The 18,879-nt window shown below is 67.3% G+C and carries 18 protein-coding genes; 9 read left to right on the top strand and 9 right to left on the bottom strand.

Annotated elements, in window-relative coordinates:
* Window positions 1-59 precede the first annotated feature (59 nt).
* The 3 genes from AC5P99_RS04030 to AC5P99_RS04020 are packed head-to-tail and all read left to right on the top strand — an operon-like array spanning window position 60 to window position 2,369.
* Window positions 60-965, top strand: coding sequence for an energy transducer TonB (locus tag AC5P99_RS04030; protein WP_495212913.1), 906 nt, complete (start codon window positions 60-62; stop codon window positions 963-965).
* Window positions 965-1,837, top strand: coding sequence for a hypothetical protein (locus AC5P99_RS04025; RefSeq protein WP_049449030.1), 873 nt, complete (start codon window positions 965-967; stop codon window positions 1,835-1,837). The genes AC5P99_RS04030 and AC5P99_RS04025 overlap by 1 nt, the downstream gene beginning before the upstream one ends.
* A 13-nt stretch (window positions 1,838-1,850) precedes the next feature.
* Entirely contained in the window at window positions 1,851-2,369 is a 519-nt protein-coding gene (locus AC5P99_RS04020; protein ID WP_495212912.1) for a hypothetical protein, read from the top strand.
* Window positions 2,370-2,415: 46 nt separating this feature from the next.
* Here the strand turns inward: AC5P99_RS04020 and AC5P99_RS04015 are convergent, their stop codons facing one another.
* The 6 genes from AC5P99_RS04015 to hutI form a co-directional block, all read right to left on the bottom strand.
* Window positions 2,416-4,527, bottom strand: coding sequence for a TonB-dependent receptor family protein (locus AC5P99_RS04015; RefSeq protein ID WP_329753425.1), 2,112 nt, complete (start codon window positions 4,525-4,527; stop codon window positions 2,416-2,418).
* Window positions 4,528-4,720: 193 nt separating this feature from the next.
* Window positions 4,721-6,157: a serine hydrolase domain-containing protein gene (locus tag AC5P99_RS04010; protein WP_495212911.1), complete on the bottom strand. Its 1,437-nt coding sequence runs from the start codon at window positions 6,155-6,157 to the stop codon at window positions 4,721-4,723.
* 149 nt (window positions 6,158-6,306) lie between these two features.
* A complete protein-coding gene (gene hutU / locus AC5P99_RS04005; RefSeq protein ID WP_088436581.1) occupies window positions 6,307-7,974 on the bottom strand; it encodes a urocanate hydratase in 1,668 nt (555 codons plus the stop codon).
* A complete protein-coding gene (hutG, locus tag AC5P99_RS04000; protein WP_088436582.1) occupies window positions 7,971-8,825 on the bottom strand; it encodes an N-formylglutamate deformylase in 855 nt (284 codons plus the stop codon). Before hutG ends, hutU begins: the two co-directional genes overlap by 4 nt.
* On the bottom strand, window positions 8,822-10,363 hold the full coding sequence (hutH, locus tag AC5P99_RS03995) for a histidine ammonia-lyase (protein ID WP_123958793.1): 1,542 nt from the start codon (window positions 10,361-10,363) through the stop codon (window positions 8,822-8,824). The genes hutG and hutH overlap by 4 nt, the downstream gene beginning before the upstream one ends.
* Entirely contained in the window at window positions 10,360-11,583 is a 1,224-nt protein-coding gene (hutI, locus tag AC5P99_RS03990; RefSeq protein WP_088436601.1) for an imidazolonepropionase, read from the bottom strand. The genes hutH and hutI overlap by 4 nt, the downstream gene beginning before the upstream one ends.
* Before the next feature lie 67 nt (window positions 11,584-11,650).
* Here hutI and AC5P99_RS03985 point away from each other — a divergent pair, with 67 nt between their 5' ends.
* The 4 genes from AC5P99_RS03985 (at window position 11,651) to AC5P99_RS03970 (ending at window position 14,455) form a co-directional block, all read left to right on the top strand.
* Entirely contained in the window at window positions 11,651-13,021 is a 1,371-nt protein-coding gene (locus AC5P99_RS03985) for a formimidoylglutamate deiminase (RefSeq protein ID WP_088436584.1), read from the top strand.
* Window positions 13,022-13,049: 28 nt separating this feature from the next.
* Window positions 13,050-13,778: a histidine utilization transcriptional repressor HutC gene (hutC, locus tag AC5P99_RS03980; protein ID WP_005410189.1), complete on the top strand. Its 729-nt coding sequence runs from the start codon at window positions 13,050-13,052 to the stop codon at window positions 13,776-13,778.
* A 94-nt stretch (window positions 13,779-13,872) separates the two neighbouring features.
* Window positions 13,873-14,049, top strand: coding sequence for a type II toxin-antitoxin system HicA family toxin (locus AC5P99_RS03975; protein WP_076738546.1), 177 nt, complete (start codon window positions 13,873-13,875; stop codon window positions 14,047-14,049).
* Between the two features lie 13 nt (window positions 14,050-14,062).
* Complete coding sequence (locus AC5P99_RS03970; protein WP_005410188.1) at window positions 14,063-14,455, top strand: type II toxin-antitoxin system HicB family antitoxin; 393 nt, start codon at window positions 14,063-14,065, stop codon at window positions 14,453-14,455.
* A gap of 145 nt (window positions 14,456-14,600) precedes the next feature.
* Here the strand turns inward: AC5P99_RS03970 and AC5P99_RS03965 are convergent, their stop codons facing one another.
* The 3 genes from AC5P99_RS03965 to AC5P99_RS03955 form a co-directional block, all read right to left on the bottom strand.
* Window positions 14,601-15,611, bottom strand: coding sequence for a restriction endonuclease (locus tag AC5P99_RS03965; RefSeq protein WP_111172481.1), 1,011 nt, complete (start codon window positions 15,609-15,611; stop codon window positions 14,601-14,603).
* Window positions 15,612-15,848: 237 nt separating this feature from the next.
* Complete coding sequence (locus AC5P99_RS03960; RefSeq protein ID WP_024956383.1) at window positions 15,849-16,340, bottom strand: phasin family protein; 492 nt, start codon at window positions 16,338-16,340, stop codon at window positions 15,849-15,851.
* 80 nt (window positions 16,341-16,420) lie between these two features.
* On the bottom strand, window positions 16,421-16,696 hold the full coding sequence (locus AC5P99_RS03955) for a polyhydroxyalkanoic acid system family protein (protein ID WP_005410185.1): 276 nt from the start codon (window positions 16,694-16,696) through the stop codon (window positions 16,421-16,423).
* A gap of 125 nt (window positions 16,697-16,821) precedes the next feature.
* Between AC5P99_RS03955 and AC5P99_RS03950 the strand changes: the two genes are divergently transcribed.
* Both AC5P99_RS03950 and serC read left to right on the top strand, forming a co-directional pair.
* Window positions 16,822-17,628: an FHA domain-containing protein gene (locus AC5P99_RS03950; protein ID WP_005410184.1), complete on the top strand. Its 807-nt coding sequence runs from the start codon at window positions 16,822-16,824 to the stop codon at window positions 17,626-17,628.
* Window positions 17,629-17,758: 130 nt separating this feature from the next.
* Window positions 17,759-18,844 (top strand): 3-phosphoserine/phosphohydroxythreonine transaminase, encoded by a 1,086-nt coding sequence (gene serC, locus AC5P99_RS03945; RefSeq protein ID WP_088436586.1) that lies wholly within the window; start codon window positions 17,759-17,761, stop codon window positions 18,842-18,844.
* Window positions 18,845-18,879 lie beyond the last annotated feature (35 nt).

The raw sequence follows: 18,879 nt of genomic DNA, 5'->3' as shown, positions 1-18,879 counted from the left end.
GTTGCCCAGAAGCCGCGGCAGTGAAGTCGTGCGTGCGGCTGGCCGCGCACGCGGTGGCCATGATCGTCGCGTTGACCGGCGCCACCGTTTCCTCTGTGCTTCCCTTTTCCAGGATCTTCATGCGACAGCGCATTGCACGGAAACGCGTCCTGGCCACAACGGTCGTTCTATCGATGGTTGCGGTCGTAGCGCTGCTGGCCAGCGTGCGCCCGCAGTGGCGGCGGGAAGTCGGCCCGCCGCCGATCAATCTGGGAACGGCACGGATGCAGGCCGAAGTGATGGCAGAGCTCATCGACCTGCGACCGACACCGCCAGGAAAGCCGCCGGTTCCACCGACTCCAATGAAGGGAGTCTCCTCCCCGATGCTGGCCGGTAACAGTGGGTTCGTGACCGCAGCGGTGCGGTTGGAAGACGTCGCGCCAGCACACTTCGAGCCGCGCGGCTGGGAGCCCGACATTCCATTCGCTGTGATGGAATGGACTGCGCCTTCCTGCGGTGAAGGATATCCCGCCCCGGTCTGCCAGGTTCGTCACAGCGTCGTCGAGTGGCGCGATGATGACAGTGCGGCGTCCTTTCAACTGCAGCAGCATCTGGAGTCGATGCTGCAGGTTGCGAACCGCCGGGCTTCACGGGTACCCGGTCTCGCGTTCGAGCTTGCACACGTGCGGGCGCAACGGATGACGTGGGACGAGCTTCAGCAACGGCGCGCGCGCGGTATCGAGGGATGCACGGGTGGCCCGGGCAATCCGGATCTGGGCGTTGTCTATCTGCAGCGTCCTGTGTTCAGCCTGGATGGGAACTGGGCAATGGCATCGGTCGCCTCGGATCTGTGCAGTGGAGGAACGGCGATGCGTGTCCTCTACCTTCTGCATCGCAGGAAGGGCGGCTGGGAGCGTGTTCGAGTGGAGCCTGTCCGCCATATGAGCTTTGGACAGGGCCTGTGGCCCGCGTTGCCGGAGTCGTGATGATAGATACCTCGTTCAAGCCAAACCGTGACTGCCAACAACGGATCGCCTGGCGACGCATTGCATCGCTGGCGGCGGCGCTGTCGGCCTTGGCGCTCATGGCCGGGATCTGCAGCCTGCGCCCGAAGTGGCAGCAGGAGATCGGTCGGCTACCGATCAACCTGGGAACAGCGCAGATGCAGGCGGAGGCGATGGCGCTGGCGATCCGGCAGAGCCCCCCATTCCCCCCTCCACCCCCGCCAGTGCCGCAGCCAACGCCAGTTCTGCCATCGTCGCTGAGCGAGGTGCCCAGCGCACCGCAGACACCGTCCACGCGCGTTGATCAATGGCGCCCGCAGGAACAGCCGCAGTTGACCGACCCGGTGGGGGAGGACATCTACGTGATGGAGCAGACCTTGCCCTATTGCTGGCCGGGCAGCAGTGCCTCCATCTGCCAGGAGGTGGACGACCTGGTCCTGCCGCTGGACGACCGGTGGCCGCCGGACATCCATGCGCTGCGGTTGCAGCTGCAGGCGGACCTGGTTCCCGTCAATCGCCGGTCCACGCCAGTGCCTGCGGCCGCATTGGCCGGTGCGCAGCGGATGGACGGCGCGGGGCTTCGAGCGCTGCGGGAGCAAGGGTGCGGGGCAACGGTGCATGGGCCGACTCGGACATACGACCACGTCGCCTATCTGACCCGGCCTGTTTTCAGCGTCGATGGGCAGTGGGCTATGATTGCGGTCGCCTGGGATTCGTGTTCCGACGATTTCGTCTACCGGGAGCTTGTCGTGCTGCATCGGGAACAAGAACGCTGGATGGCCGAACCCCCGGAACGGGGTCTGGGCGGCGTATGGGACGGCCGCATACTGCGGCCCTGGACGTACAACCACTGACGAGGAAGAGCGCATGGATGTCGCTGCACGCAGGAACAGGACGTTGTTTCGTTGGATCATGGTGACGCTGCTGGCGGTACTGATGCCGTTTGCAGCACTGGCGCAGCCCGCAGCCGGGCAGGCCGATGGCGCCGAAGCCGCCACTGCCGCGGAAGAGGCGCGATGCCGCGCCTGCACCTACGAGCGTATCGGGCACAAGATCGATATCGGGCTGGTTGCACTGGTGTCGCTGCTGGTGGTGGGCCTGCTGGTAGCGGCGTCCCGCGAGTGGGGCACCACCTCGCAGCGCTGGACCTGCCGCACGCTGGCTCTGTTGCTGATGGGTGTCGGTGTGGCATTGCTGTGGTGGGCTGGCAGCGTCGTCTACCTGGGCTACAACCCGTGGCAGGAAATGGCCGCCCCTGTCGATGGTTCGCTTACCTCGACACTGCTCAACACCTCACCGAAGTGGCTGGCGGCGCTGGCGTTGATTGGTTTCGCACCTTCCATCTGGAAGCGCAGCGAGCGCCTGCCGGCCTGGCGTATCGGCTGATCCTGGAACGACGGCGCCGGATCACACCCGGCGCCGCCTGCGGTCATCAGTCAAACCGCAAACGCACACCAGCGTAGATGCCACGGCCTTCGCCCGGCGTCGAGCGGGCAATATCCCTGCCTGCGTCGTCGTAGCCCGGCGTGACCGTGGCGGCGTAGTGGCGGTTGCCGAGGTTGCGCATCTCCGCCCAGGCCTGCCAGCGGCCACCGGGTGCGTCGTAGCCGATGCGGCTGCCGAAGATCACATGGCTGTCAGCCCAGTAGCTGTTGGCGTAGTCCACGGCGATGCGCGAGGCGTATTCGGTATTGAGCGCGGCGTACAGGCCGGATGCATGATCGAAGCGCAGCTCGGCCTGGTAGGCGTGGCGCGGCAGGCCGGGCAGGCGGTTGCTGCCGAAACGCGCGTCGTGGCGATAGCGGAAATCGCTGAAGGTATACGCCTGGCGCAGCGACAGGCGGCCCGGTGCAGCCTGCCACAGCGTGCTGTCCAATCCGGCCTCGATGCCGCGGTGAACGGTGGGGCTGGCGTTGTTCTCGGCGATGAACAGGTTCGGCACCGGTTGCAGTTCGACGCTCAGCAGTTCGTGGTTCACGTGAGCGTAGTAGCCGGTCAGTTCCCAGCGGCCCAGCGCCGCGTCACCGCGCGCGCCCAGTTCCAGCGTGGTGGCGGTCTGGTTCTGCATCGGCACCGGCGCGCGCTGGCGGCCGCTGGACGGGCCATTGCCTGGCCCGAAGTACTGGTTCGAGCCCCAGATCATCGACCAGGGGTGCGGCGCCTCCACCGAGCGGCTGAGGTTGCCGAACCACTGGGTCTGGGCGCTGTGCTGCCAGGTGAAGCCCAGTCGCGGCGCATAGTCCCAGTCGTGGTCGCGCAGGCGGCCGCCGCTGCTCGGCCAGGTCACCTGCACATCGCGACGGGTGTTGATCAGTGCCAGCCCGGTCTGCATGCGCAGGCGGTCATTGAAGGTGAGGGTATTGCTGACGTGCAGCGTGCTGTCGGTGCCGTGGTGGCGGAAGTCACGCGTGCGCGTACCGGCGGCATAGCCGTTGCTGGCAAAGCGCAGCGACTCGCGCACATCGGCGTCCAGATCGTGGGTGACGCGCAGGCCGACCGTGGTTTCGCTGTCCAGGCCGAACAGCCGGTGGCGGCGGCGGTAGTCCAGCGTGGCGTTGAGGTTGGCGTAGTCCAGCTGCTGCCGGTACAGGCTCTCGTTCAAGTCCATCGGGTACTTGTGATAGACCAGTCCGGCCTGCAACGAGGAGTCCTCATCGATCTGCAGCGTGGTGACGTTGCCCACCCAGGTGCTGCCCGGCTGCGGGCGACGTGCATCGATGGCCAGGTTGGCCGCATTCGCGGCACGCGGATCGTTGCGGATCTGATCGCGGGTCAGGCGGCCGGGCGTTTCATGATTGGTTTCGCGATAGCGCACAAAGAAGCGCGTCTGCAGGTCGGGCGTGATCTGCCATCCCACATTCGCCATCGCACCCTTGCCGTCGCCGCGCGTATGACGCTGGTAACCGTCGAATTCGGTATCGGTGTAGGCCAGGAAGTAGTCGACATCACCACTGACGCCGCCCCAGCTGATGCCGCGCTTCTGGTAGCCACGGCTGCCGGCTTCGTAGTGCAGCTGCACGCCCGCCGAATCACGACCGCTGCGGCTGACGTAGTCGATGGCACCACCCAGCGCCAACGCACCGCGCTCGAAGCCGTTGGCGCCGCGCAGGACTTCCACGCGCGACAGCCACAGCGGTTCCAGCAGCTCGTAGGGCGTGCCCCCCGGGCCGGTCAGTGGCAGGCCGTCGATCGACACCGCAATACCCGAGGCGTGCGCGCCCGGGCCCCGGTTGATGCCCGAGCCACGGATCGAGATCTTGGTGCCCTCATTACCCGGCGACTGCGCGCTGATACCCGGCTGGTAGGCCAGCACATCGGCGCTGGTGGACAGTCGGCTGTCGGCCTTGGCCATGTCGATCAGGTTGCTGGCGCCGGGCACGCGCTTCAGCGCCTCGCGCGCCTGCGCGCTGGCATCGGCGGCAGCGGTGACCTGCACGGCATCCAGCGTGGTGGCCTGTGGGGCCGCAGCGGCGGTGGAAGAGAGGCCGAGGGAAACGGCCAGGAACAGCAGCGAGGGGGTGGGGCGGTACGACGAGAGCGACATGCGGGAATGCTGTAAACTACCAAAGTGGCGCGCAAGTTAACAGGTCGGCGGCGTCACGTCACCCGTCGCTCGCGTATGGCCGCCCGCAACATCCATGTAGAGCCGAGTCCATGCTCGGCTATCGCGCGCAGCGCGGGTCTCCTGAGATCGCAACGAAGAGCAGCCGAGCATGGGCTCGGCTCTGCAGCAGGGTTTAGGGCGAGGGCTTCGCCAGCGCCTTGGCCTTCGCGTACAGCGCCTTGGCAATCTCTGCATCGCCCAATGCCGCATGGCACTCGGCCAGGCTGTCCCACGCGTTGGCCGAATCCGGATACAACTCGGCGTTGAGCGCGAACACCTTCAGTGCCTTGCTGGCACCCAGACTCTCGCGGATGGCGTAGCCATCGGCATTGATCGCACGTTCCAGTTCGCCGGTGGGAACGCCATTGCTGTCGCGCAGCCAGCTACGCATCTGCGGTTTCGCATCGGTGCTGTCATCCAGCGCATAGCCGATCAGCCGCTCGGACAGCACAGCGTGCGGAAACTCCCCGGGCGCAACCACCGCCATCGTGCTTTCCACCAACGTGCTCGACCACACATTGCGCGCACTGCCGTTGGTCAGATACACGAACACCCAGTAGCCGCTGGCCAGCGTGCCCTTGTAGGCCAACCGCGCACGAACGCGGGTGCCGCCATCGTGGCCAACCTGGGTGTAGCCGTCGCTGCGGGTGGTGTCCCATCCCGTGGAGAAGAAATTGTTGCCGCCACCGGCCAGTTTCTGCGGCTGCCAGAGTGTTTCCAGGGTCGCCGTGCGCAACAGCTTGCCGGTCGCCAGCGCCTGCAGGAAACGGTTCATGTCACCCACGGTGGTCTGCAGATCGGCATGGCCCCAGCCGTAGTCCGGCCAGGCATCTTCATTGGCCGGCTGCAGTTGGCCGTCCTTGCCGATGTAAGGCACCGCCGCGCGCGTGGCTGGCACGCTGGTGACGCCCCATGAGGTGCTGGTCATCTTCAGCGGTTGCAGGATGTGTTCGCGCGCGATGGCCGGGTAGGGCTTGCGGTAATGCGCTTGCAGCAACGCCGTCAGCACCAGGTAGTTGGCCTGGGTGTAATGCACGCGGCTGCCGGTGGCGAACTGCATCGGTGCCGCGCCGGCCACCTTCAGTGCAGCGCCAAGGTCAGGGGCCACACCGGCGTAGCCCTTGCTGACCCAACGGTTGTCGACACGATCGTAGTACTCGCCGATACCCGAGCTGTGGTTGAGGAAATCGCGCACGTGGATTGCCTGCCATGCTGCAGGCAGGTCCGGCACATAGCGGCTGGCCGGTGCATCCAGATCCACCTTGCCCTGGTCGACCAACTGCATCACCAGCGTGCTGGTCAGCAGCTTGGCCATCGACTGCGCGGCGAAGATGGTCTCGACGGTGGCGGGCGCATGGGTAGCGGGATCACGTTCACCGCTGGCGCCCTGGTACAGCACCTGACCGTTGTGGGCGACCAGTACCGCCTGGCCGGCGATGCCGTAGCGCTCGCGGTTGGTCTGCAGTTGGGTGCTGAGCTGCTTGGAAAGATCGCCGGCAGTTTCAAGCGCCGAAACGGGTGGGATCGCAAACAGCGTGCAGAGCAATGCAACGGCCAGGGTGCGGTACATCGCGGTGATCCATCAGCGGTGATGGCGCATGTTGGTCACGTCGGAAGAGCGGGTCAAGGGCACCGATTCCCGCATCAGGGAGAGCCGGCCAGCGGCCGGCACTACCACACGTTTCCGGTAGTGCCGGCCGCTGGCCGGCACCCCTGCGATCAGCCGAGGATGCCCGGCAGATCCAGCCCCTTTTCCTTCGCGCATTCAATCGCGATCTCATAGCCCGCGTCGGCATGGCGCATCACGCCGGTGGCCGGGTCGTTCCACAGCACGCGGCCAATCCGCTTGGCCGCTGCCTCGGTGCCGTCGCAGACGATCACCATGCCGGCGTGCTGCGAGAAGCCCATGCCGACGCCACCACCGTGATGCAGCGACACCCAGGTCGCGCCGCTGGCGGTGTTGAGCAGGGCGTTCAGCAGCGGCCAGTCGGACACCGCGTCGGAGCCGTCGGCCATCGCTTCGGTTTCGCGGTTCGGCGAGGCGACGCTGCCACTGTCCAGATGGTCGCGACCGATCACCACCGGCGCCTTCAGTTCGCCGTTGGCGACCATCTCGTTGAACGCCAGGCCAAGTCGATCACGATCACCCAGGCCGACCCAGCAGATGCGCGCCGGCAGGCCCTGGAACTTGATCTTCTCGGCGGCCATGTCCAGCCAGCGGTGCAGGTGCGGGTTGTCCGGAATCAGTTCCTTCACCTTGGCATCGGTCTTGGCGATGTCTTCCGGGTCGCCACTCAGTGCCGCCCAACGGAACGGGCCGATGCCACGGCAGAACAGCGGGCGGATGTAGGCCGGCACGAAACCCGGGAAATCGAAGGCATTGGCCACACCTTCTTCCAGCGCCATCTGCCGCAGGTTGTTGCCGTAGTCCACGGTCGGCACGCCCAGCGCGTGGAAGCCGAGCATGGCGCGGATGTGGTTGGCCATCGATGCGCGCGCGGCCTTCTCCACTTCCTTGGGGGCGGAAACGCGCTTCTCGTCCCACTGCTCGACCGTCCAGCCCTGCGGCAGGTAGCCGTTCACCGGGTCGTGCGCGGAGGTCTGGTCGGTCAGCAGGTCCGGCTTCACGCCGCGCTTGAGAAGTTCGGCCAGCACGTCGGCGACGTTGCCGAGCAGGCCCACCGACTTCGGCGTACCGGCCTTGCACGATTCATCGATCAGGCGCAGCGCTTCGTCCAGGTTGTCGGTCCAGGTATCCAGGTAGCCGGTGCGCAGGCGCATGTCGATGCTGCTCCTGCGGCACTCGACGGCCAGGCAGGAGGCGCCGGCCATCACGGCAGCCAGCGGCTGTGCACCACCCATGCCGCCGAGGCCACCGGTGAACAGCCACTTCCCGGTCAGGTCGCCGCCGAAATGCTGGCGCCCCATTTCCACGAAGGTCTCGTAGGTGCCCTGCACGATGCCCTGCGCACCGATGTAGATCCAGCTGCCGGCGGTCATCTGGCCGTACATGGCCAGGCCCTTCTTATCCAGCTCGTTGAAGTGGTCCCAGTTGGCCCAGCGCGGCACCAGGTTGGAATTGGCGATCAGCACGCGCGGTGCATCGGCGTGGGTGCGGAACACGCCCACGGGCTTGCCGGACTGCACCAGCAGGGTCTGGTCATCGTCCAGGCGCTTGAGCGTTTCGACGATGGCGTCGAAGCTCTCCCAGTCGCGTGCGGCGCGGCCGATGCCGCCATACACCACCAGTTCCTGCGGGCGCTCGGCCACGTCCGGGTGCAGGTTGTTCATCAGCATGCGCAGCGGTGCTTCGGTCAGCCAGCTCTTGGCATTGAGCGTGGTGCCGGTCGGCGCGGCGATGGTGCGGGACGGGTCGTTGCGGGTCATGCGGCGCTCCGGTTCGTAGCGAATTCAAGGCAGGCGTTGAGCACCTGCGCCAGGGTGTGGCGCAGCGGTGCGGCGTGGTCGGGGTCGAGCGGGGTGGGCCAGCTGTGTTCGTCCACCTGGTCCGGCAGGGGTTCGTGCATGTAGCCACGGCAGGCCAGCTCCATCTGCAGGCTGTGCACGCCGCCGGCGATGTTGCTGTAGTGGCGGGTGATCCAGCCGCCCTTGAAGCGGCCGTTGCGCACCTGGCTCATGCCGCTGATCTTCAGCAGGTTCTCCACCACGTCGCTCAAGGCGTTGTCGCAGGAGGTGTCTGGTGCGCCGGACGGGCCGGCGGTACCGAGGTTGAACTGCGGCAGTTCGCCGTCGAACAGGTGCGGGATGTGCGAGCGGATCGAATGCGCGTCATACACCACCACGGTGCCGTGTCGTGCACGCAGGCGGGTGATCTGTGCGGCCAGCGCATCGTGGTAGGGCAGGAAATACGTGTCGCGGCGCCGGGCGATCTCGGCGTCATCCGGCTCGCGCCCAGCGTGATAGAGCGGCTGGTTGTCGAAGGTGGTCAGCGGGCACAGGCCGGTGGTGTTCTGGCCCGGGTACAGCGAGACCCCGCTGGGGTCACGGTTGAGGTCGATCACCGAACGCGAGATTGCCGAGCGCACCGTGGTCGCGCCCATGCCACGCACGAAGTCGTACAGCTCGTGCACCCACCAGTCGGCATCGCGGCGGGCCAGCCACGGCGAGTGGTAGTCGCCGATCAGATCGTGCGGCAGCTCGCTGCCGGTATGTGGAAAGCTGACGATCAACGGGGCGTCGCCCTCGTGCACCGTCAACCATTCGGGATGGGCATTCATGCCTGCGGTTCCACGGTCGGCAGCAGCTCTCCCAGGCCCTGCGCCAGCGCGCCACTGCGCACCAGATTCGTGGCCGTCACCATGTCCGGATGGAAGTAGCGGTCTTCTTCCAGCGTCGGCACCTGCGCACGCAGCGTGGCGCGCACGGCTTCCAGCGCGGCACTGGAGCGCAGCGGCGCATGGAAGTCGCAGCCCTGCGCCGCGGCCAGCAGTTCGATGCCGATCACGTTGGCCGCGTTCTCGGCCATCTGCATCAGGCGCCGCGCACCGTGCGCGGCCATCGACACGTGGTCTTCCTGGTTGGCCGAGGTCGGGATCGAATCAACACTGGCCGGGTAGGCGCGCTGCTTGTTTTCCGAGACCAGCGCAGCGGCGGTCACCTGCGGAATCATGAAGCCGGAATTCAGGCCAGGACGCGGGGTCAGGAACGCCGGCAGGCCGGACAGCGCCGGGTCCACCAGCATCGCCAGGCGGCGCTCGCTGATCGAACCGATCTCGCACACCGCCATCGCCAGCATGTCGGCGGCAAAGGCGACTGGCTCGGCGTGGAAGTTGCCGCCAGACAGTGCTTCGCCGGTATCGGTGAACACCAGCGGATTGTCGGACACGCCGTTGGCTTCGATTTCCAGCGTGGTCGCGGCCTGGCGCAGGATGTCCAGCGCCGCGCCCATCACCTGCGGCTGGCAGCGCAGACAGTACGGATCCTGCACGCGCACGTCGTTGTCACGGTGCGACTCGCGGATGCCCGAGCCCTGCATCAGCGTGCGCAGGGTGGCGGCGGTGGCGATCTGCCCGCGCTGGCCGCGGATGGCGTGGATACGCGGGTCGAACGGGGTGTCCGAGCCCTTGGCCGCTTCCACCGACAACGCGCCGGTCACCAGCGCGGCCTGGAACACGGTCTCGATCTCGAACAGGCCGGCCAGCGCATAGGCGGTGGAGAACTGGGTGCCGTTGAGCAGCGCCAGGCCTTCCTTCGCGCCCAGTTCGATCGGCTGCAGGCCGGCACGTGCCAGGGCATCGACCGCTGGCAGGCGCTCGTCACCGATGAAGGCTTCGCCCACGCCCAGCATCACGCTGGCCAGGTGCGAGAGCGGCGCGAGGTCGCCCGAGGCGCCGACCGAACCCTGCGCCGGTACCACCGGCAGCACGCTCTTGACCAGCATCGCTTCGAGCAGCCGCAGGGTTTCCTCGCGCACGCCGGAAGCGCCCTGCGCGAGGCTGACCAGCTTCAGCGCCATCATCAGCCGTACCACGCTGGCCGGCATCGGTTCGCCCACGCCAGCAGCGTGCGAGAGCACGATATTGCGCTGCAGGGTGGCCAGGTCCTCGCGCTCGATGCGCACGCTGGCCAGCTTGCCGAAGCCGGTGTTGATGCCATACACCGGCGCACCCTTGGCGACGATGGCGGCGACTGCAGCAGCACTGGCGCGCACTACCGGCAGCGCGGCGGGATCCAGTGCCAGCGGCGCGCCGCGATAGACCTGCCGCCACTGGGCGAGAGTGACGTGGCCGGGGCGAAGAACCAGGGTGTTGCTCATGTGTTGCTCCAGGAGGCAGGCAGGTCGGGCTGCCCGCGCACCACGCGCGCGTGCAGCGGGTTGAATCCAATGCGATAGACCAGGTCGGCGGGGGCGTCGATGTCCCAGATCGCCAGGTCGCAGTCCATGCCCACGGCCAGGCGGCCGATGCGATCCCCACGGCCCAGCGCGCGCGCCGCTTCACGGGTGAAGCCGGCGATGCACTCGTCCACGGTCAGGCGGAACAGGGTGGCGCCCATGTTCATCGCCAGCAGCGGGCTGGTCAGTGGCGAGGTGCCCGGGTTGCTGTCGGTGGCAAGGGCCAGCGGCACGCCGGCCGCACGCAGCGCGCCGATCGGCGGCAGGGTGGTATCGCGGGTGAAATAGAAGGCACCGGGCAGCAGCACGGCGACAGTGCCGGCCGCGGCCATCGCGGTGATGCCGGCGTCATCCAGATGTTCGATATGGTCGGCCGAGAGTGCACCGAAACTGGCGGCCAGTTCGGCGCCATGCTGGTTGCTCAGCTGCTCGGCATGGATCTTCACCGCCAGCCCGTTGGCGCGCGCCGCCTCGAAGACCTGCCGCGCCTGCGCCGGCGAGAAGGCGATGTTCTCGCAGAACACGTCCACCGCTTCGGCCAGGCCTTCGGCGGCGATGGCCGGAATCATCACGTTGCACACCTCGTCGGTGTATTCCTGTGCCTCGCGGCCTGGCGGAATCGCGTGTGCGCCGAGGAAGGTGGTCACCACGTTGACCCGGCACTCCTCGCCCAGCGCACGTGCGACCTGCAGCTGCTTGCGTTCGTCGGGCAGGGTCAGGCCGTAGCCGGACTTGATCTCGATCGTGGTCACGCCTTCGGCACGCATCGCCAGCAGGCGCGGCCGGCTTTCGCGGGCCAGCTGTTCCGGGGTGGCAGCACGGGTGGCGCGCACGGTGGAGACGATGCCGCCGCCGGCACGGGCGATCTCGGCATAGCTGACGCCCTGCAGGCGCTGCTCGAATTCGTTGGCACGGTTGCCGGCGTAGACCAGGTGGGTGTGGCAGTCGATCAGGCCGGGCGAGATCCAGCGGCCTTCGCCATCGATGCGGGTGGTCGGCTGCAGGTGGGCGTCGCTGCCGGCCGGGCCGACATGGACGATGCGGCCGCCAGCGCAGGCCAGTACGCCATCGCGGATGACACCCAGCCCCTCGCCATCGAGGGTCATCAGGTGGACATTGGACCAGAGGGTATCGACGTGCATGGCATCCACAACGCGGCTGTGCTTATATGTCTATACAATATAGGCGTCCATTTCGGGTTGTCCAGCCATGTCCGATTCGCGTTCCCCACACTGTTTCCATGCCGCCCATGCCCTGCTGGCCGATGGCTGGGCCCGCGATGTCCGCCTGCAGGTGCAGGACGGCCGCGTCACGGCGATCCATACGGGGCAGGGCGCCCAGCACGGCGACACCCGCGTCGACATCCTGGTGCCGGGCCTACCCAACCTGCACAGCCACGCCTTCCAGCGCGGCATGGCCGGGCTGACCGAGATCGGCGGCGGCGACGGTGACAGCTTCTGGAGCTGGCGTGAACTGATGTACCGCTTCCTGGCCCATCTGCGCCCGGACGCAGTGCAGGCCATCGCCGCCCAGGCCTACATGGAAATGCTGGAAAGCGGCTTCACCCGCGTCGGCGAATTCCATTACCTGCACCACGACGCCGATGGTCGCGCCTATGCCAATCGCGCTGAGATGAGTGCGCGGATCGCGGCGGCGGCCGACCAGACCGGTATCGGCCTGACCCTGCTGCCGGTGTTCTATGCACATGCCGATTTCGGTGGCGCGCCGCCGAATCCGGCGCAGCGTCGCCTGATCCACGATGTGGACGGTTTCGCGCAGCTGCTGGACGCCGCCAAGCCGGCACTGGCCGCGCTGCCGGATGCGGTGCTCGGCATCGCGCCGCACAGCCTGCGTGCAGTCACCGGCGAGGAATTGAGTGCGTTGCTGCCGCTGACCGACGGCCCGGTGCACATCCATATCGCCGAGCAGATGCGTGAAGTCGAGGCCTGCCTGGCCTGGAGCGGCCAGCGTCCGGTGCAGTGGCTGTACGACCATGCACCGGTGGATGCGCGCTGGTGCCTGGTGCACGCCACCCACATCACCGACGATGAGCGCGCCGCCATCGTGGCCAGCCAGGCCGTGGCCGGCCTGTGCCCGATCACCGAAGCCAATCTGGGCGACGGCCTGTTCCCGATGCAGGCGTTCGCGCGCGAGGGCGGGCGCTTCGGTGTCGGCTCCGATTCCAATGTGCTGATCGATGCGGCCGAAGAACTGCGCCTGCTCGAATACGGCCAGCGCCTGACCCTGCGCGGTCGCAACGTGCTGGCCCCGGATGCCACCCGCAGTACCGGCCGCTTCCTGTTCGAAGGCGCACTGCACGGTGGTGCACAGGCGCTGGGCGTGGCCGCTGGCCTGCAGATCGGCGGCAGTGCCGACCTGGTCGAACTGGATGCCGGGCACCCGGCGCTGCAGGCGCGACAGGATGACGCATGGCTTGACAGCTGGGTGTTCGCCGCACGTAATGGCGCGCTGCGATCGGTCTGGCGCCATGGCCGCCAATGCGTGGCCGAGGGCCGCCACCTGCAGCGCGAGGCGATCACCACCGCCTTTACCGCCGCCCTGCGTGGCGTGCTGGGCTGATCGCCTCCCGCTACCGAGACCCCATTACGTGAAGGCCAGCAAGTCCGCCACGCTCAACCAGCGTATCCGCAGCGATCTGGAAAGCCGCATCCTCAGCGGAGAATGGGCGCCGGGCTTCCGGATTCCGTACGAGCACGAGCTGATGGAGCAGTACGGCTGCTCGCGGATGACGGTGAACAAAGTGCTGACCGCGTTGGCCGAGAGCGGCATGATCGAGCGTCGCCGCCGTGCCGGTTCGTTCGTGGCGCGGCAACCCCCGCACCTGGAGCAGGTGGCGCTGGAGATCCCCGATATCGCGATGGAGGTTGGCTCGCGCGGCCACCAGTACACCTATCGCCTGCTGCAGCGCGACCTGCGCCTTGCCGATGCCGGCAATGCCGGTGAAGTCGAGCTGGCCGGACAGGAAAACCTGCTGGCGATGCGCTGCCTGCATCTGGCCGATGGTCGCCCGCTGGCGCTGGAGCATCGCCTGATCAGCCCGGTGGGCGTGCCTGAGGTACTGGAGGTCGACTTCAGCACTACCGCGCCGGGCAGCTGGCTGCTGCAGAACGTGTCGTGGACCCGTGCCCAGCACCGCATCAGTGCCTGGGGGGCAGATACCGCCACCGCCAAGCTGCTGGACGTGAAGCCCGGTACCGCCTGCTTGGTGATCGAACGCCTGACCTGGCGTGGCGAACAGCCGATCACCCGCGTGCGCCAGGTGTTCCTGGGGGATGCCTGGGACCTGGTGGCGCGCTTCGCGCCGGGCGCGCGATAGGGATTCCCTCCACGCATGGCGTGGATCTACTGGGCCGCAACGACTGTCGCCTTGAACTCTGTCGGGGCGTGTGTGCGATGTGTATCGTCCTTGCATGAAGAGCAGGGACCTCATCCGGGATCTGGAAGCGGCATGTTGGATCTGTCGTCGGATCCGCGGATCCCATCATGTATTCGTGCACCCGCAGCACCCTCACATCATCACCGTTCCTCACCCAAGGAAGGATCTGGGGAAGGGCTGGTGCAGGCGTTGCGGAAGCTCGCAGGACTGACGTAGGAGGGCCCATGCGATATCCAGTCCTGATCGAGGCAGGCGATGAGCGCACCGCGTGGGGTGTGGTCGTTCCAGATCTGCCGGGGTGCTTCTCGGCGGCCGACACGCTTGATGATGCGCTCAGCGCTGCCGAGGAAGCTGCGCTCGCCTGGATTGATGCGGCGCTGGATGAGGGGCGCTCGATTCCGACACCTTCCGCGCCACAGAAGATCGCCGCCGAGGCATCCAAGGACATCCGTTGGATTCTTGCGTACATCTGCATTGATCCGGCTCTGCTGGACGACACCATCGAGCGGGTCAATATCAGCCTGCCACGCCGGATCCTGGCGAGGCTGGATGCGCAGGCCAGAGCGGCGGGTGAATCGCGCTCCAGTTACATCGCCCATCTCGCGGCATTGGGCTGAGCAGGCGCCATGTGGAGCCGAGCCGATGCTCGGCTGCTGTTCGCGCGTGGCTCAACTCTGCAAAGGCATCCACGCGTGGCGTGGATCTACCAAGGGGGCGCGCATCGGGGTTCAGTAAATCCACGCCACGGTGGATGCGGCCCCATCAGTACGTGGCGCACTGCCGCCAGCGCACCGGCTCATCCACGCCGGGGCGGGCGTTGAGCTGGATGCGCACGTTGCGCAGGGCGGGGTAGTGCAGCACTTCCTCGCAGACCTGCGGCCACACCGCGTCCAGCTCGCCCGTGCGGTTGATCGCCAGCGTTTGGCGGGTCAGCCAGACCCCGCTGGCGATACCGGGCTTGCCGGCCAAGGCGCGGGACAGATCGGCCTGGAAGCGCTCCAGCGTGGCGGCATCCGGGTTGGGGTTGCTGCGCGCGTCGGCTGAGGGCGCGGCCAGTGCAGGCGCAGGGGCCGGCGGCGTGGTGGCGGGGGCCGACGCCGGTTCGGGCGCCGCTTCAACCGCAGGTGCAACCGGCGCGGGGGTGTCCGCCACCTCGGCAACAGGCGGGGTGTCCTGCACATGCAAGCCTTGCAGGCTCAATCCCACCAGCAGGCCCAGCGTGACCGCGCCGAGCGCGGCAATGGCGATCCGGCGCAGGGCTTCATGGCGGGCGCTGGCACGCACACGGGTTTCGATTTCCGCCGGCAGGTAGGGCTGCAGCAGCGGCCACAGGCGTGGACCGTCCAGCACCTCGACCGCCTGCTTCTCGGCAGCGCTGCGCCCGTCGCGTTCCATCCGGCCTTCGGTCAGCAGCACGCCGCCCTTGGCGCCGGCCAGGCGCGCAGCAGCCCCCAGCTCGTTCACTGCGGCGGTGCCGATACGGTAGGCAAGACCATGCTTGCAGGACACCAGCCACTGGTTGGGGCCGTCGCTGAGCAGGAAGTCGCTGCTTGGCTCGCGGGACTCCTCCGCCGGGTCATTCAGTTCACGCAGGCCGCGCTGTTCGCGCAGCATGCGCTTGACCAGTACCGAGAACTCGCGCCAGTGCATGCCCGCCAGGGCTTGCAGGCCGAGTTGCATCTCCTTCTGCCGCCGCTTGATCCACCACAGATAGACAACAGCCAGGGAACAGGTAAGCAGGGCCGACAGCAGGGCCAGGATCCAAGGGAGCATGCAGGAGGTGCGCGGAAGGGGCGAATGCGGAAGACGACAGTGTAAAGGTCGCACTATCCGGCTGGGTCAGGACGTTCCTGACAGGAAGCGTGATGGAACGCTCAGATCGGCATACGGCGGGCACGAAAAACCCGCCAATCCTGAAGCCGTGAGGGGAGGGAACAAACGGCAGCCGAAGCGATTGGCGGGTTGCTCGCGATTGTCAATCAAATTTTATTGCATTGCAACAATGGCCGGTCAGGGCACGCTGCCTGGCGACTGATGGCTGCCCGGGGCGGGAGCATCGGCGCCCGAGGCCGCACGGTTTTCCAGCTTGGCCAGCCGCGCGTGCAGGGCGTCGATACGGGCTTCCAGCGCGGTCACCTCATCGGCAGTTGGGACATGCAGGCGCTTGAGCACGCCCTGCACCTGGTCATCGAAGGCCTTTTCGACCTTGTTCCAGGTGCCAGAGGCCTTCTCGCGGGCCTCATCCAGCGAGGATTCCACGTTGTCGCGCCAGCCCGGGCCCTGTTCGCCGTGGCGTTCACGGCGGCGGGCCTCCCAGGCTTCGCCTTCCTTCACCAGGCCGTCGAAGAAGCGGCTGCCTTCGGCCTGTGCACGGCCAAGAGCGCCCAGGCCGGCCAGCCAGACCTGCTGCGCCGAGTCACTCAGCTTGCGCGAGAAGCGCTCGGCCTGGTCACCGAACGAGGCGTCGTCGTTGCGGCGGTCATCGTTTTCGTACTGGTTCATCGCACTTCCCGTGGGAGTTGGGCCTGCCCCGAGAGTAGCGCGCGATGGCGTTGCACGGCCGTGACGGCCGCCGCCGGGGTTCAGCCCAGCTTTTCCTTCAGCACGCGCTGGATCTCGCCCTCGACCATGCCCTTCATCGCCGACAGCAGGAAGCCCAGCTTGGCGGTGACGCGCACGGCGCCCGGCTGCAGTTCGATCGCACCGTCCACGCCGCTGCCAGAGAAGTTCAGCACGTCGGCGGCCCAGGACGACTTCAGGCCGAAGCGCTCGGACAGCTTGGCGGCGACCTGTTCGATCGCGGCGCGTGCCTGCGCGTCGGGCAGGGCGTGGGCGTGGCGGACATCGATGGTGGACATGCAGGCTCCTGGCGCAGGGCGGGGATGATCAATGAGGGCGAGCATTGTGCGCATCGAGGGCCGTCGCGCCAAGCACTCATCGCAGGTTCTTCTTCGTTGGCGGCCAACCTGCTAGGCTGCGCCGCGTGCAGAACCTGCTTGTTCACTTCAGTCAACAACAACAGCCCGACCAGCCGCTGCGGCCCGGGGTGCAACGCATCGTGCGCCAGGCCAACGGCAGCGTGCGGCTCGGCGACGCCGGCCACGGCGCTCTGCTGCTGGCGCAGTTCTGCATGGACGATCGCGGCCTGTGGCTGCAGGTCGGCAACGGTATCCGTGGCATCCACGTGAATGGTCGGCCGGTGCGCCGCATGGCGCTGCTGCGTGCAGGCGATGCGGTCTATGTGGACGGCGTGGAGATGGTGCTGCAGGGCGAGGTCGAGAGCCTGCTGCAGGCACCCGCGCCGAAGAACGACGATGGCACCGATGAGCAGCAGCGCCTGCTGCGCGGTGTCGGCGGCCTGCATCATGGCCGCAGCTATACGCTGTCGCGGGCACGCTTGATCGGCCGCGGCAGCGACGCCGACATCGCCATCGACGATCCGGCCTTCGCCGAACAGCACGCCCGCGTGGAAGTGCACGGTGATCGTGTGCTGCTGCGCGACCTCGGCAGTGCCGACGGCACCCGGGTCAACGGCGTAGCCGTGCGCCACTGCTGGCTGCAGGCCGGCGACCAGGTGGTGTTCGATGGCCAGCATCGTTTTGTGCTGGAAGTGCCGCATGATCCACGTCGGCGGCCGTTGCCGGCCGAGGACGAGTCCGGCGAGGACGCGGAACAGGCGCCGGTGCTGCCGGTGACGCCGCGCAGGGTCCGGCGCTGGCCGTGGCTGCTGGCCAGCGCCTTGTTGCTGGCGGCAGTGCTCAGCCTGCTGCTCTGGTTCGGCGCGCGCTGACGGTCGCGCGGTGACGGTAGTGCCGGCCGCGTCGCCAATGGATTCCAATGAAACCAAATTTCCCTTGCGCCACAAGGCCGCAAGGCTGGTGCACTGCGGCATACTAGGGGTCTTGCCCCACAGGTGTGACATGACGCGCGCGTTCAACTTCAGTGCCGGCCCTGCGACCTTGCCGGAATCGGTCCTGCGCCAGGCGCAGGCGGAAATGCTGGACTGGCACGGGTCCGGCGCTTCGATCGTGGAAATGAGCCATCGCGGCGCGGAATTCATGTCCGTGGCTGCCGAAGCCGAGGCCGACCTGCGTCGCCTGCTCGACATCCCCGACGACTATGCGGTGCTGTTCCTGTCCGGTGGCGCCACCACCCAGCAGGCGCTGATCCCGCTCAACTTCGCCAGCCCCGGCCAGCGTGCCGACTACGTGGTCAGTGGTCACTGGGGCAAGACCGCGGTCAAGCAGGCCGGGGTCTACGTCGACGTCAACATCGCCGCCAGCAGCGAGGCCCACGGCTACCGCGAGCTGCCGGCGCGTGCCGACTGGCAGCTGTCGCGCGATGCCGCCTACGTGCACATCACCGCCAACGAGACCATTCACGGCGTCGAATTCCGTGATGTGCCCGATACCGGCAACGTCCCGCTGATCGCCGACTTCAGCTCGTCCATCGCCAGCGAACCGCTGGATGTGCGCCGTTATGGTGTGATCTACGCCGGCGCGCAGAAGAACCTGGGCCCGGTCGGCATCGCGGTGATGATCATCCGCCGCGACCTGCTCGAGCGCAGTGGCCAGCCGCGCGCGGACATCTTCGATTACCGCTCGCACGTCGCCCGCGATTCGATGCTCAACACCCCGCCGACCTGGAACTGGTATCTGGCCGGCCTCGTGTTCAAGTGGATGCTGGCCGAGGGCGGCGTGACCGAATTCGCCAAGCGCAACGCCGCCAAGGCCGCGCTGGTGTACGGCGCCATCGACGGCTCCGGCGGCTTCTACCGCAATGAAGTCGCACATGCGGCCCGTTCGCGCATGAACATTCCGTTCTTCCTGCCCGATGTCGAACTCGACGCCCGCTTCGTCGCCGAAGCCAAGGCCGCTGGCCTGCTGGCGCTGAAGGGCCACAAGGTGGTCGGCGGCATCCGGGCTTCGCTGTACAACGCCATGCCGCTGGCCGGGGCCGAGGCGCTGGTCGCCTTCATGGCCGATTTCCAGCAGCGTCACGGTTGAGCAATGAACGGCGCGCACCGTCGGGTGCGTGCCCC

It is taken from the genome of Stenotrophomonas sp. YJH_SMC_80, assembly GCF_059372495.1.
This window is presented reverse-complemented; position numbering and strand designations above follow the sequence as displayed.